Here is a 14,165-nt window from a genome sequence, read left to right as displayed (position 1 = left end):
CGCTGATTATGAAAGACACTTTCATGATCTAGAATTTACTGCCATACGCATTCATCCAACCAACGTTCAAACACTGGTGAAGAAGCAAAACTTCATGTCTCCTCTGACACTGGTTGTAATTATAGGAAACTCTGAAAGCGTTGTCAACAGTAAATTTCTTATTTTATTTACTTGATGAAAAAGTAAAGTGTTGTCAAGACAGTCGTCGTATGGTCTGAGGAGGAATAAAAAAAGCCGGAAACTTTTTTAGTTTCCGGCAGCCGTTTATGAAAATAACAGCTTTTCTAAATCCATTGGTGCAATATAGGTTTCGCCTTGATAAACACGCATATTTCCGCCTGAAATCTCATCGATCAGCATTATATTGCCCTCGAGATCACGTCCGAATTCCAGCTTGATGTCATATAAATCTAAGCCTTTCTCCGCCATTTCAATTTTAACTATTTCAGATACTTTTTTTGTTAACTCTTTTAAGTTTTTATATTCCTCATGCGTCAGAATGCCAAGCTGTGCAAGCGCATCTTCTGAAATTGGAGGATCCTGCCGCTCGTCATCTTTCAGTGTTACTTCGACAAATGCATCCAATGTCTGACCTTCCTCACAGTACTGTCCGTATCTCCGCAAGAAACTCCCGACTGCACGGAACCGGCAAATAACTTCCAAACCGTTTCCAAAAACTGCAGCAGGCTTGACCGTCATTGTGACTTCATTCAAATCGGCAGCAATATAATGTGTCGGAATCTGCTGCTCCGCGAGCTTTTCAAAAAAGTACTGCGTCATACGAAGTCCCGACTTCCCTGCACCCTCTATTGTCAGGCCGACAGTATTGGCACCTGGATCGAATACGCCGTCTTCTCCTGTTACATCATCCTTAAATTTCAACAGCACATGGCCGTCTTCTAATTGATAGACGTCTTTTGTCTTACCAGAATATGTTAGCTTCATACGAACGTTTCTCCCCATTTCATGAATAATGTTCTTCTTTTTAAGTATAATGCATTTTGCTCCGAAGAAAAAGGGGAAAATTGCAGATAACTTGACGAGGGTCAAGGTCCATCATGTTGATCTCTCCTATACTTAAGATACTAAATACAAACGAAAAGGATGAGAACAATGAAAAAAGCAGTTTTCCTCATGGAGCCGTTCAGCTGTCCGTCATGTGTCAAGAAAATTGAAGGTGCCCTGTCCCGTGCCAAGGGAGTCCAGCAAGTGAAGGTTTTATTCCACTCAAACAAAGTACGCGTCCAATTCGATGGAGCCATCATCTCCGCCAATGAATTGCAAGAGCTCGTTGAAAAGCTCGGTTACCCGGTGCTCAACCAGAAAGTCGCTTGACTGGCTTACTTGAAAAGGAGGAATTTATATGCATGCCAAACAAACGATGCGCATCACTGCCGCTTCCGCCATGCTCTTAGCGTTCGCAGTCATCCTTCACTTCACAGGATGGCGTGATGCCCGTCAAATCATATTGATTATGTCCACCATTTTAGCAGGAATGCCCATCGCCATCAAAGCTTTCAAAGCAATTCGGATGAAAGCCTTCAGCATTGAACTGCTCGTTACCATCGCTGTCATCGGTGCATTATTCATTGGAGAATATGTAGAATCCGCAGCCGTAACCTTTCTGTTCTTATTCGGTGCGATGCTCGAAATCCGAACAATGGAAAAAACGCGTTCATCCTTGAAAGCTCTTACCGATTTGGCACCGCTTGAAGCACATGTTGTCCGTGACGGAAAAACCTTTATTGTTCCAGTGGACGACATTGAAATCGGTGACCGGGTTGTCATCCGTTCAGGAGAAAAAGTTTCGGTCGACGGTCCGATTATTTCAGGAAACGCAACATTGAATGAAGCGGCCATCACAGGTGAATCAGTGCCTGCGAGCAAAATGCCGGATGATCAAGTGTTCAGCGGGACCATCGTCGAACAAGGATATATAGAAGTGATCGCTGCACGAGTTGGCGATGACACGACTTTTGCCCGTATTATTGAACTCGTGGAAGAAGCGCAGGAATCCAAGTCAAAAACCGAAAAGTTTCTCGAACGCTTCGCTAATATCTACACACCGTCCATCGTGGTTTTATCCGTACTCGTCTATCTGTTCACTCGCAATATGGAAATGACTTTAACTTTCCTCGTCATCGCCTGTCCCGGCGCGCTTGTCATTTCTGCCCCCGTTTCAATTGTCGCGGGGATCGGCAACGGAGCCCGCAACGGAGTATTGGTCAAAGGCGGCGAAGTGATGGAACAGCTGGCGAAAATCGATACAGTTGTCTTCGATAAAACCGGCACATTGACAAAGGGACGTCCCGAAGTAACCGATGTGTGCGGATGGGGTATAGAGAATAAGGAGTTATTGCGTCTGACGGCCGAAGCGGAAATGATTTCCGAACACCATTTAGGTCAGACGATCGTTAAGGAAGCAAAGAAACGTGCCATTCGTTTGGTAAATCAACCAGAGGATGCAGAAGTGGTCAGGGGCAACGGAATATTGTCTACAATAGAAGGAAAGCGTTTGGCTGCCGGCAATCGCAAATTAATGGAAGCACAAGGCATATCCATTCCTTTTGACGTGGAAGAATATGCACTTAAACGCGAAAAAGCAGGAAATACGGCGATCTTTGTTAGTATTTCCCGGGAAATAGCAGGAATTATCTCGATTGCTGATCAAATACGTCCAGAAGCTGCCGAAGCGCTGGCTAAGTTGCGGAAAAATGGAATCAGCCAAATGATCATGCTGACAGGCGACAACCGACACACAGCACAGCTAGTCGGCGAGCAACTTGGCCTTGACGCTGTATATGCCGAACTATTACCCGAAGATAAGGTAGCAGCGGTCCAGCGTTTGAAAGAACAGGGTCACCATGTCGCAATGGCAGGCGACGGAATCAATGATGCCCCCGCTATCGCTACAGCGGACATCGGACTCGCCATGGGGGAAGGCGGCACAGATATTTCGATGGAGACGGCAGATATCGTCTTGATGGCAGACCGGCTCGATCAGTTCTCCCATGCTTATGCTTTAGCGAAAACCACTGTACGGAACATGAAGCAGAATACCTTCTTTGCGGTCGGCACCGTATTCCTCCTGTTGCTCGGTGTACTGCTCGGCAAGGTGTTCCTCTCTTCCGGCATGCTCGTCCATGAAGTGAGTGTACTTCTCGTCATCTTGAACGCGATCCGGTTAATACGCTATACTAGCGACAAACCAATGAAACAGAATAAAAGTGAGGTGATACCGAATGAACCAAGAATCACATTGTGAACTGGGCGCGAAAGAACATCATCATTCCTGCGTTGCGCTCGTCCCTCTCTTCAATCATTTGGATGAGCAACAGATGGACCAAATTGTCGAACTTGCCCACAGCGTGAACTACCCGCGCGGAGAAACGATTTACCATAGCGGCGACCGGTCTGAAGGCTTGTATATTTTGCATAAAGGGCGAATTAAGGTCTACCGTCTGTCAGAAAACGGCAAGGAACAGCTTGTCCGCATTCTAGAACCCGGGGATTTCACAGGGGAACTGTCTTTGTTCGATGCGAAACCGCATGACGCCTATGCGGAGACATTGGAAGGCGTTGAATTATGCATTATCCAGCGGGATGAAATGCAGCAGCTCCTGCAGACACACCCCGCTATTTCATTAAAGATGCTGACGGAATTCTCTTCCCGCCTCGCAGATACAGAACAGCGGGCCGCCCGAATCGCCATGGAATCAGCTGAAACCCGCCTTGCATTGTATTTAGCGGATCTGTCTGAAGAACAGCAGCAATTGACCGTCGAACTGCCGATGAGCCGAAAAGATCTTGCATCCCATCTTGGTACGACTCCTGAAACGATCAGCCGGAAATTAAGTGCATTCGAAGAACAAGGATGGATTCACCAGGCCAGTTCCAAAACCCTGGAAATCATCGACCTAGACTCTTTATTACTCGTTTAGCAGTCGGAAAATCGGCATACCTCTTTTCTTTCAATCTGGTAAGTGCTATGCTGTTAGTGAAAATCATAATCTTTTGACCATTAGGGGAATCCTTTACAAGGACTGAGAAAAGAGTGCGGCTCTGAAACCCTTATCACCTGAACAGGTTTGTACCTGCGGAGGGAAGTGGCAAGTGTTTTGGCGTATTCTCATGCATGCTGACACATCCAACCACTTTCCGATTCGGGAAGTGGTTTTTTCATTTGGAGGCGAACGGCAATGAAATTAATCGGGATTACGGATGATCGTCATTCTGTTGACGAATTGCTGCTCAAGCTGCGGCAGACAGAACCTTATATCAATGCATTCATTCTGCGGGAGAAGTCTAAGTCGGATGAACAGCTGGAAAAACTGATTTTCCGCCTCACCGCCAGCGGATTCCCGCCGGATAAATTAATTATGCATGCGCGTCCCAGCCTCGCGGAATCGCTGTCCATCTCCTGCCAGCTGACGGGTTTCGGCATGTCAGCGAATGATGTGCGGGCCGCTTTCCCTTCATTGAAATTCGGGTGTTCCGTCCATTCATTGGAGGAGGCGTGCAAAGCGCAGGCAGCAGGAGCGAATTGGCTGCTGTACGGTCATATTTATCCGACAGCTTCGAAAAAAGGACTGACTCCGCGGGGTACGGATGAGCTTTTTGAAATAGCTGCATCATGTTCTGTCCCCGTTTATGCAATCGGTGGAATTCAGCCGGTACATCTGCCATTTCTTAGAGAACATGGGGTCTGCGGCGCGGCAATCCTGTCTCCTCTCAGCAATCCGGATGCGGTGGACACAGTGAAAATGTATGTACATGCAAGGGATTTATAGAAAGGGAGAGATCATCATTGGATAAAACGATTGATTTAAACGGCAAGTCGTATTCGGTGGTTCCTGAAGTAGAAACGGTGCAGCAGTTATTAGAATATTTGAAGCTTAGCGACCGAATTTTAATCGTCGAGAAGAACAAAGAGATTTTGCAGAAGGATCATTATGGCGCACCAATCATGGACAGAGACCAAATTGAAATTATACATTTTGTAGGAGGCGGATGAGTATGTTACAAATCGCAGATAAGAAGTTTTCTTCACGTTTATTATTGGGAACAGGTAAATACCCTTCATTTGAGACACAGAAACAGGCAGTCGCGGTGTCGGAAGCTGATATTCTGACGTTCGCCGTGCGCCGGATGAATATTTTTGAAGCGTCACAGCCGAATTTCCTGGAGCAATTGGATTTGGACCGTTATACCCTGCTGCCGAATACAGCGGGGGCAAGCACAGCGGAAGAAGCAGTGCATATCGCAAAGCTCGCAAAAGCATCGGGGCTGTGCGATATGGTGAAAGTGGAAATCATCGGCTGCAGCCGCTCTCTGCTGCCGGATCCTGTCGAAACACTGCGTGCGTCGGAAATGCTGCTTGAAGAAGGATTCATTGTTCTTCCGTATACGTCTGACGATGTGGTGCTGGCAAGAAAGCTTTGCGAGCTCGGTGTACATGCCATCATGCCGGGCGCCGCGCCAATTGGCTCAGGTCATGGAATCCTGAATCCGTTGAATCTTTCTCTGATTATTGAACAGTCTAATGTGCCGGTCATTGTCGATGCGGGAATCGGTTCTCCTAAAGATGCAGCTTACGCGATGGAGCTTGGAGCGGACGGTGTGTTATTGAATACGGCCGTTTCCGAAGCGGCGGATCCTGTGAAGATGGCGCTGGCAATGAAATTGGCGATTGAAGCGGGACGTCTCGGCTACAGAGCGGGACGCATGCCGGTCAGGGATTACGGAGTCGCCAGCAGTCCGATGGAAGGGCTTGTGCCGAATTGAGCGGAAAATATTCACGGCAGGAGCTGTTCGCACCGATCGGCAAAGAAGGACAGGAACGGATCCGGGCAGCGAAAGTATTCATCCTAGGTGCAGGGGCGCTTGGTTCTTCGGGGGCCGAGATGCTCGTGCGCGCAGGGGTCGGTGAAGTAACGATTGTCGATCGCGACATTTTGGAGTGGACCAATCTGCACCGCCAGCAACTATACTCCGAAGAAGATGTGATTGCCCAATTGCCGAAAGCAGCGGCAGCGGAAAGACGGTTGCGCGCGATCAACAGCGACGTCAAAATTACCGGGATCGTAGCGGATGTCACGCCTCAGAATGTACTGGAATTATTCGAAGGACATGATTATGTGCTCGACGGAACCGACAATATCGAAACGCGCCTCCTCGCAAATGATGCCTGTCTGAAGCTGGGACTCCCCTTCTTCATGGGAGCCTGCGTCGGCAGTTACGGCCTGACATTTCCAATTGGTATTGCAGAAGATCAGCCCTGCCTGCACTGCCTGCTTGAAGCATTGCCTACGCAGTCGCTCACCTGTGATACCGTCGGCGTCGTCAGCCCGATTGTCGTGACGACAGCTGCACGGCAAGCGGCTGAATTGCTGAAATACGTGACGGGTGCTGAAATGAATCCCCGTCTGGAGTCAACCGATCTATGGACAGGAGAACGGTCGGCAATGAACGTCCGTAACTTGAAAAAATCTAAATGCCCCAGCTGTTCCCGGAAGCCTTCCTATCCGTTTTTATCCGCGACAGATATGGTGCATACAGCTGTGCTCTGCGGACGCAATACTGTGCAGCTGACCTGGCCGAAAAACCGTCAGATCGAACTGCCTGTTTTTGCGGAGACCATCCAGGGCACCGTATCAAAACTGGTGCAAAACCCATTCTTAGTTTCGTGCGAATACCATAATCACCGGCTTGTCCTGTTCCGCGACGGCCGGATGCTCGTCCATGGCACAAAAGATGTAACAGAAGCAAGAAAGATTGCCGCCGGGCTGCTCGGCTGACTTTTCATTGGTCATTGCTGAATTTCGCGTGATACACTGGCTATAAAAAAGGAGCCGGTTAAAATGAAGGAATTCAAAATCACCTATTTCTTTGATGAAATCCACTACATCAGGCGGTTTGTCCATTTGCATTCATTCGAAGAAGCCCGGCAGCTTGTGCAGGATGAACGCGGCGGCTACGTCTCATTCTGCGACAGCCGCGGCATCTATCACGTACTGGATACGCGCAATGTGCGTGTCGTGCAGATTTCCGAATACCACCGGACGGACAAGGGTGCCGGGAAAGAGATAGAATAAATTCGATCAGCATCTCAACCGAGGTGCTTTTTTATTGCCTGTAAAATATCTTGATGTTATCTTGACTTAACATTTTGCATACTCTACTATACATACAAGAGGATATTCCGGAGGGGAAGAAAGTTGATGAATAACCGAGTGAAAGAGCTGCGGGCCAGGTTCGACTTTACGCAGGGGGAACTAGCAGAACGAGCAGGCGTTACCAGGCAGACGATCGCTGCAATGGAAAAAGGAAGCTACATTCCCTCCCTGCTGCTTGCGATGAATCTTTCTGAAATATTCGGACTGCCGATTGAAGAGATTTTCTGGAAAACTGGAAAATGATTTTGCCTACCGGCCGGAAAACTGGCAGACGACTACTATATTTACGGGGGGATCAGCAATGAAACTATTAACGAATGCCATATTATTGAGGATTCTCTTAATTTTCTCCTTCGCTCTAAACATGTACGGCACCGTGACGCAATCTGCCTACCACTTTTACTTTCAAAGTTTGTTCTACCTTGCCATCGTGCTCCTAGTCATTGAAATACTGGCACACAGGAAAAGAAATGACGGCCGGATTGTATTTAAAGGCAACATCATACCGGATCTTGCACCAAAAGATGAACGGGAAGTACAGATTGTCGGGGAAGCATACAAAATAGCCTTTTCTACGGTTTTTGTGCTGTCCTTTATTCTGATTATCGCCGCTGCATTCCTGCTCGTTTTCGGCCCTGTACATCCGCTTATCGTCCTGCTCGGAATAGCTATTCTTCCAATCTCAGGCTTTATCGCCTTTTATCTGTCTTATCGTTATAACTATTAAGCGAAACGATAAATAAGTTTAATTGTACAAAAAAACGTGAATGTTTAAACATTCACGTTTGTTTCGCGCACAGGCACCCTATTGGAGTTCCAGCACGCCGTCTGTCATTTGATATACCTTGTCAAAATACTTGATCAGCCGCGTATCGTGCGTGACGACTATCGTTGCGGTCTGCTTCGACTTGGTTTCATCGCGCAGCAGCTCCATCACTTCAAACGCACGGTCCGAGTCTAACGAAGCAGTCGGCTCATCCGCCAGAATAATGGCCGGATTGCTGTACAGGGCTTTTGCGATTGCGACACGCTGGCGTTCCCCACCTGATAAATCAGAAGGATATTTTTTATGCAGTTTTGCGATTCCGAGATCTCCATACAACTGCTGGCGTTCCTCTTTCGGCATATTATTCTTCTTTACTTTATTCAGCAGCTCAAGTTGTTCATCGACTGACAGGAACGGCACCAAATTCGAGGCCTGTAAAATAAAACCAATTTCTTGAAGTCGAATTTTCGAGCGTTGTTTTTCATTGAGCTTCGACAGCTCGTTGCCGTTAATAATGACCTGGCCTTCACTCGGGGACTGTAATCCGCCCGCGATCGTCAGAAATGTACTTTTTCCTGAACCCGAAGGACCGATGACCGCAACCAGTTCGCCGCGTTCAACTTTGAAGTTCGTTTCCTTCATCGCTTCCACAAGCGTATTTCCTTCGCCAAACGTCTTCTTTGCATTTCGCAGTTCCAATACCATCATTTACCCTCCTATCGCTTCTAGCGGATCAATCCTAATGATCGTCCATACTGAGATGACGGCTCCTAAAATAGCCACCGCAATCAAAATCAAACCGTAAATGATCATCGTCGGCAAATCAAATTGCACAGGTACCGCGCTCGGCAGGAAGCTTCCAGCAAGCAGTGTCAGACCGAATCCCACAACAACCCCTATCAATGCCAGCATGAATGTCTGGGCAACCACGGATTTTGCCAAATAACTACTTGAAATCCCCTGTGCCTTCATTAAACCGAACATACTGATTTTCTGCACAGTCAGCACATAAAGGAAAATCGCTACGATCGCTGCTGAAATGACGAACAGGAAGTAGATCATATACGTCAGCGTCAGATTCTGCTCGGTGTAGCCAGGCAAATTCTCAATGAATGTTTCCATTTCAATGATCTCCATATCAGACGGTACTTCCAAACTGTTCCAGCTCTTATCTTTAATGACCACCGCACTGACAATATCCGCGTTGATCTCTGCTGCATCACCGAATTTAAGCTGCTGCAGGTCTTCCAGATCCATATACAGCACTGGTGACGCATTAAAACGCGCTTTGTCAGTAAAGCCGACGATCTCTAGTTCTGTATCACTGGATGACAACTCCAGTTTATCGCCAATTTTAAATCCGTCATCTTTCAGCGCATCGGACGCGATGACTCCATTTTCCACTGAAAATTCGGCAGCACCATCGGTTACTTTGGGCATAACAAATTCCTCAGGAACTATTCCGAACATAATGACATTCTTTTTGACGTCCCCATTGTTTGCGATGGAGCCCATCTGACCGACTATCGCAGTTTCATCTGCACCGAGTGCATCGGCTTCCTCTTTGTTGAATGCAGACTGATAGAGGCTCTTATCGGATTCCTCCGTCAGTAAAACTGCGTCGGCATCCCATTTATCCACTGCTTCCCGATTCATGCTCGCCAGTCCGTTTGCAAGTCCCGATAAAAAGAATACTAAAAATGACACTAATAATAAAATAGACGTAATCAATAAAAAACGTAATTTATTGCGCTTAATTTCACTCCATGCTAAAAACATTCATCATTCACTTCCTTTTATAAGATATTGATTGCTTCTTCGAGCTCATGTGAGGTAGAAACAACTTCTTTCGATACGTTCCCGATGGACGCAATCACTTCCTGCAGATTATTCATATGATCGGAGAAATGATTACTATCATCGATCGTCAAATGAACGGTGTCGGTAATTGTCTGGAACGTAACCTTGGTAGACTCCGTTTCTTTCATTCCCAGATCCGCATATTTTGTCACATGCTCAATTGCCTTATGCACTGCCAGCGTCTTCGCCTTAGACTGCGAGACAAGTTGGGCGATATTATCCGTCGACTGTTTCGTTTGATCTGCCAGATTTCGCACTTCATCCGCTACAACTGCAAAACCCGCGCCGTGAACACCTGCTCTTGCCGCCTCGATTGCAGAGTTGAGAGCCAGCAGATTCGTCTGGTCAGCAATCGTTTTGACAAGCTGCACCACCTCTTCAATTTGGACCGACGCCCGGTTCAGCTCATCGATCAACACCGCCATTCCGGCCGTTTCCTTCACAATCGTTTCTGACGTATAAACAAGTTGGGCCATTTGTTCGATTCCTGACTGCGCCTGGTTCGCCGATGCTTCAGAACGCTCGATGCTCTTCTGAATCTTGTCGTCCAGTTCAGCCAACTGCTCAATCAATTCATTGACAACGGAATATGTCGACTCCGATTTTTCTTCAATTTCATGTGCAATGCTGCCGATCTGCTGCTTCACGCTGTCCTTCACTTCCTGCTGTTTCCGCTGCATTTCTTCAGTTGTGCTCTTTTCAAAAGCTTCAATCACCAGCTGTTTCTCAAAATTCAGGATCTTGCTCAGCGCTACAATCATTTCCTGTTCTTCTGCACGGTCAAGTTTCAATTCGAATAAAATGTCCAGCATCGTTGCATGCAAGTTTTGAAATGCGGCCACATACCACTTGGGCTCAAGTCCGATACGCATATGCGCATGCGCCACTTTACTGCGATTTTCTAAGTACTTCTCATCTATCACACCATCAAACAAACCGCCCAGATGAACAGCCAGCATTTTACTCAGATAATCCGTATTGCTGTGCTGCCGAATCAGATGAGATAAATGAGGCACGGCTGTTACGCTGTCGTAGAATGCTTTGACAATATCATCGATCCGCGCATGCATCGGTTCTTTCAACGCCCGGAGCAGTTGCAAATCCCGCTCTCTCAATTTAATGGCGTCCAGCTGTAATTGAATTTCCTTTGCAGATACTTGAAGCGTAACTGGAGCAGAGGAAACAGGCTGAATTAAGGACGGGGTCTTGCGCTTTTTTGTGATCCACATTATTGTAATCTTCTTTTTCTTTCACTGACACGGTCAAACAGTGTTTCACTTAGTTGTTCACACTTTGTATAATGTTTGTTACAGCTAAGTATACAGACGGTCAGTCGAAAACACCAGAGATAATCATTAATTTCTATCTGCTTCTTCTTTCCTGTCCACCCTTTTCACCATCCAGCCGGCCAGCAGTCCGTATAACGCATGCCCCGCTATCCACCAAAAAAGAGCCGGCATGTCTGCGGCATCTGGAGTACGGTCAGAAAACGATGTGGTCGGGTACAGTAAAAAGCCAATGAACACATTAACTAGGAACGAAGTCCAAATGAATTGTTTCCTCATGATGCCTCGGCTGCTTTTATACAGAATAAGCAGCAGGAAACAGAGAATAACCGAGATGATTAAGTGGAATGATACTTCTGCAGCTTCAGGAAACTGAAACTCCTTTATAACCGGGATATAGTCGACGTTCAGCAACAATGTATACACTTTGCGGCCTGTAACTGCCTGGACGCCTTTCAGGAAGAGTGCTAATATTAGTCCTGCTATTACGCCGGACCATGCAGCTTTCCAAACAATCTTAGTGTTCATAGAGTCACCTTCTTTTACGATAAAAATAACAGATTTGACTCAACTCGTCAAATCTATGTATAATGTTAGATATCTAGAACTTAACGGAAAAAAGTACTCCATATCAGTCAGTACAGAAAGGTTGATTGCTGTGAAGTCGTCATCTGAAACCCCCTCCTATACAATTAAACAGGTTGCGGATCAAACAGGTTTGTCGAGGCAGGTCTTGAGGAAATGGGAAGAGCGCTACGATATTGTTGTGCCGCAGCGTCTGGAGAACGGCTACCGTGTATACCGGGAAGAAGACATCCGTCTCTATCTATTGATGAAGCGTTATGCAGAGGATGGTTTTGCGCTTGCGCAGGCCTCTGAGATGGCAAAATCCCAGCAGCATTCCGACTTTTCTTCTGAACCAGCAGAAACTTACACAGATCAGGCACTCCAGGAGCTTCTGCGCCATGGAAAAAAATGCGACGAACTGGAATTGAACTTTTCATTGCTGGCCGCCTATCATCGTCTTGGCCTGGAACGCTATCTGAAGCAAATCGTCATTCCGTTCCTGAAAAAAGTCGGTGATAACTGGGCCGCTGGTGAGTGGGACGAATACCAGGAGGCGTTATCAAGTCTGGTGGTGCGTGATCAGCTTGTTCAGCTGCGGCGCAACTTCCAATACCGGAATGATGCACCGCTCATTCTTGGTGCCTGTCTTCCAAATGAATCACACGAGATTCCTGTGCACATCATCCTGCTGCAACTGATGCTGAAAGGCTGGCGTACAGCGATGATCGGCGCTTCGCCCGCTCCTGGAGCCATTCAATCCTTCACTGAAAGCATTAAACCTGCAAAAGTGCTGCTGTCCGCATCCACCACTACGCCATTTGAGGAAAATCCGATGCTGATGAAGGAACTGGATGATTTCGCAGGCAAGCATCCCGACACGGAATTTTACCTGGGCGGATATGGTGCGCATATTTGGGCAGATCAGCTGGAAATGAAATATATACGCCTGCTTGAGTCAATTGACAATATTTAATCATCGGCTGATTTCTTAATTTCTTCATAAGCAGCCAGTGCGAGCATGCGGGCTGCCCGGTGATCGACAATCGGAGCCGGATAGTCATCACCGATGTTAACGCCGGCCGACTTTAACACTTCTGCAGGTGCGTCTGCAGGCTGCCATATATACTTTACCGGCAGTTCTGCGAGCTCAGGCACCCACTTCTTCACATATTCCGCTGCCGAATCAAATTTTTCTCCCTGTATAATCGGGTTGAAGATCCTGAAATAAGGAGAAGCATCAAATCCGCTGCCGGCAACCCACTGCCACCCCATCGCATTATTCGCTTCATCCCAGTCCACCAGTGTCTGTTCAAACCACCTCAGTCCAACCCGCCAATCCACTAATAAATGCTTGATCAGAAATGAAGCGGCGATCATCCGCACACGATTATGGATAATACCGGTTTCCCAAAGTTCGCGCATTCCCGCATCAACGAGCGGATAGCCGGTCTGACCTTTCTTCCACGCCTGAATCTGCTCCTCTTGGGGTTTCCATGGGAAGCGTTCAAATTCAGGACGCACCGGTTTTTCACTCATGTCCGGAAAATATAGCAGCTGATAATGAGCAAAGTCCCGCCAGGCGAGCTGGCGCAAGAAAGCTTCTGCCTGTTCATCACCGGCTATTTCTGCCGCAGTAAGCACTTCATACCAAAGCGACCGCACACTGATATTACCGGCAGCCAGGTACGGAGACAAACGCGACACAAAAGATTCTGCCGGCAAATCCCGTCCTTCTTTATAAGATGACAGCCCTTTTTCACTGAACAGCTGCCAGACTTTTATCGCGGCTTTTTCCCCCGGCTCCCAATGCGTATCGAGCTTTTTCGGCCAGACATGGTCAGGCAGCAGATTCCATTCATCTGCGTCCAATGAATCCAGTGTAACTGACGACTGAAGCAATTCAGGTACAGGCAATGGCTGTGCAATCGGTTCCTGCCGCAGTCTTTTCCAAAACGGCGTAAATACTTTATACGGCACACCGGTTTTATTGAAGATTACGTCGGGCGGCACGAGTAAATTCCCCTGGAAAGAACGCATCTGTATTTCAATCTTTTCAAAAGAAGCTGCCAGCTCACGTTCCTGTTCTCTGCTGACCCGATCATACAGTTCATTGAAAACGAGCTGGCCGGCCCCGCTCTCTTTTTGAATGATTTGCAGCTGCTCCACTGGATTACCTTTTCTAACAATGAACTGTATCTTTTGATCCGAAAATTTCTGCTGCAGCTCAAGCAAACTGTAATGCAGCCACCAGTCTGAAGCTGCGTGAGGTTTTTCAGGCAAAATGAAAATCGGCAGCACTTCCCCGTGTGCTGCCGCCTCTGTTAACGCCGGATGATCGTGCAATCGTAAATCCTTTCGAAACCAGACAATCGTTTTTTGCATAAGTTCCTCCTTTTAGCGGCTTAAGTCAGCTGATTGAGCGGCAGTTTGCTGTTTTGGTGCTCTGCGGACAGTGATTGGTTCGGCTGCCTTTCTTTTTCGCGCGGTGACGGGCAGTTTTGGCGCGTTCTG

At 47.3% G+C, this 14,165-nt stretch carries 17 protein-coding genes and 1 riboswitch; of the genes, 11 read left to right on the top strand and 6 right to left on the bottom strand.

Going from position 1 to position 14,165, the window contains the following annotated elements; genetic code table 11:
• Window positions 1–264: 264 nt before the first annotated feature.
• A complete protein-coding gene (locus NCCP2331_RS02865) occupies window positions 265–945 on the bottom strand; it encodes a phosphoribosylaminoimidazolesuccinocarboxamide synthase (protein WP_153723408.1) in 681 nt (226 codons plus the stop codon).
• 168 nt (window positions 946–1,113) lie between these two features.
• On the opposite strand from NCCP2331_RS02865, the gene NCCP2331_RS02860 reads away from it, so the two are divergent.
• The 10 genes from NCCP2331_RS02860 to NCCP2331_RS02815 all read left to right on the top strand — a co-directional run bounded on the left by NCCP2331_RS02860 (window position 1,114) and on the right by NCCP2331_RS02815 (window position 7,902).
• Window positions 1,114–1,335: a heavy-metal-associated domain-containing protein gene (locus NCCP2331_RS02860; RefSeq protein ID WP_251668371.1), complete on the top strand. Its 222-nt coding sequence runs from the start codon at window positions 1,114–1,116 to the stop codon at window positions 1,333–1,335.
• 28 nt (window positions 1,336–1,363) lie between these two features.
• Window positions 1,364–3,265 (top strand): heavy metal translocating P-type ATPase, encoded by a 1,902-nt coding sequence (locus tag NCCP2331_RS02855; RefSeq protein ID WP_251668369.1) that lies wholly within the window; start codon window positions 1,364–1,366, stop codon window positions 3,263–3,265.
• Window positions 3,243–3,941 carry a Crp/Fnr family transcriptional regulator gene (locus tag NCCP2331_RS02850; RefSeq protein ID WP_251668367.1) on the top strand — a complete coding sequence of 233 codons (699 nt, stop codon included), beginning with the start codon at window positions 3,243–3,245 and terminating at the stop codon, window positions 3,939–3,941. The genes NCCP2331_RS02855 and NCCP2331_RS02850 overlap by 23 nt, the downstream gene beginning before the upstream one ends.
• A gap of 72 nt (window positions 3,942–4,013) precedes the next feature.
• A riboswitch (TPP riboswitch) is annotated at window positions 4,014–4,122 on the top strand.
• 77 nt (window positions 4,123–4,199) lie between these two features.
• On the top strand, window positions 4,200–4,790 hold the full coding sequence (locus NCCP2331_RS02845; protein WP_251668365.1) for a thiamine phosphate synthase: 591 nt from the start codon (window positions 4,200–4,202) through the stop codon (window positions 4,788–4,790).
• 17 nt (window positions 4,791–4,807) lie between these two features.
• Window positions 4,808–5,014 (top strand): sulfur carrier protein ThiS, encoded by a 207-nt coding sequence (gene thiS / locus NCCP2331_RS02840; RefSeq protein ID WP_376776793.1) that lies wholly within the window; start codon window positions 4,808–4,810, stop codon window positions 5,012–5,014.
• Entirely contained in the window at window positions 5,011–5,784 is a 774-nt protein-coding gene (locus NCCP2331_RS02835; protein ID WP_251668363.1) for a thiazole synthase, read from the top strand. Before thiS ends, NCCP2331_RS02835 begins: the two co-directional genes overlap by 4 nt.
• Window positions 5,781–6,797, top strand: a complete 1,017-nt coding sequence (locus tag NCCP2331_RS02830) for a ThiF family adenylyltransferase (RefSeq protein WP_251668361.1) — start codon at window positions 5,781–5,783, stop codon at window positions 6,795–6,797. Before NCCP2331_RS02835 ends, NCCP2331_RS02830 begins: the two co-directional genes overlap by 4 nt.
• A 63-nt stretch (window positions 6,798–6,860) precedes the next feature.
• The gene (locus tag NCCP2331_RS02825; RefSeq protein ID WP_251668358.1) at window positions 6,861–7,094 is read left to right on the top strand and encodes a hypothetical protein; all 234 of its coding nucleotides are present in this window, start codon (window positions 6,861–6,863) and stop codon (window positions 7,092–7,094) included.
• Window positions 7,095–7,220: 126 nt separating this feature from the next.
• Window positions 7,221–7,418, top strand: coding sequence for a helix-turn-helix transcriptional regulator (locus tag NCCP2331_RS02820; RefSeq protein WP_251668357.1), 198 nt, complete (start codon window positions 7,221–7,223; stop codon window positions 7,416–7,418).
• Window positions 7,419–7,476: 58 nt separating this feature from the next.
• On the top strand, window positions 7,477–7,902 hold the full coding sequence (locus NCCP2331_RS02815) for a hypothetical protein (RefSeq protein ID WP_251668355.1): 426 nt from the start codon (window positions 7,477–7,479) through the stop codon (window positions 7,900–7,902).
• Between the two features lie 78 nt (window positions 7,903–7,980).
• On the opposite strand, the gene NCCP2331_RS02810 is transcribed toward NCCP2331_RS02815, so the two are convergent.
• The 4 genes from NCCP2331_RS02810 to NCCP2331_RS02795 all read right to left on the bottom strand — a co-directional run bounded on the left by NCCP2331_RS02810 (window position 7,981) and on the right by NCCP2331_RS02795 (window position 11,615).
• Entirely contained in the window at window positions 7,981–8,649 is a 669-nt protein-coding gene (locus tag NCCP2331_RS02810; RefSeq protein ID WP_251668353.1) for an ABC transporter ATP-binding protein, read from the bottom strand.
• Window positions 8,650–9,720 (bottom strand): ABC transporter permease, encoded by a 1,071-nt coding sequence (locus NCCP2331_RS02805; protein ID WP_251668351.1) that lies wholly within the window; start codon window positions 9,718–9,720, stop codon window positions 8,650–8,652. It lies immediately after the preceding gene.
• 17 nt (window positions 9,721–9,737) lie between these two features.
• On the bottom strand, window positions 9,738–11,030 hold the full coding sequence (locus NCCP2331_RS02800; protein ID WP_251668349.1) for a globin-coupled sensor protein: 1,293 nt from the start codon (window positions 11,028–11,030) through the stop codon (window positions 9,738–9,740).
• A gap of 126 nt (window positions 11,031–11,156) precedes the next feature.
• Window positions 11,157–11,615, bottom strand: a complete 459-nt coding sequence (locus NCCP2331_RS02795; protein WP_251668348.1) for a hypothetical protein — start codon at window positions 11,613–11,615, stop codon at window positions 11,157–11,159.
• 55 nt (window positions 11,616–11,670) lie between these two features.
• Here NCCP2331_RS02795 and NCCP2331_RS02790 point away from each other — a divergent pair, with 55 nt between their 5' ends.
• Window positions 11,671–12,627 (top strand): MerR family transcriptional regulator, encoded by a 957-nt coding sequence (locus tag NCCP2331_RS02790; protein WP_264879209.1) that lies wholly within the window; start codon window positions 11,671–11,673, stop codon window positions 12,625–12,627.
• On the opposite strand, the gene NCCP2331_RS02785 is transcribed toward NCCP2331_RS02790, so the two are convergent.
• Complete coding sequence (locus tag NCCP2331_RS02785; protein ID WP_251668344.1) at window positions 12,624–14,036, bottom strand: cryptochrome/photolyase family protein; 1,413 nt, start codon at window positions 14,034–14,036, stop codon at window positions 12,624–12,626. The two genes, NCCP2331_RS02790 and NCCP2331_RS02785, sit on opposite strands and share 4 nt — an antisense overlap.
• Window positions 14,037–14,165: the final 129 nt, after the last annotated feature.

Origin of the sequence: Sporosarcina sp. NCCP-2331 (genome assembly GCF_023707945.1) — a bacterium.
In the GTDB taxonomy this organism is placed as follows: domain Bacteria; phylum Bacillota; class Bacilli; order Bacillales_A; family Planococcaceae; genus Sporosarcina; species Sporosarcina cascadiensis.
The sequence above is the reverse complement of the archived record's forward strand: the minus strand, read 5'-3'. Positions and strand labels throughout refer to the sequence as shown.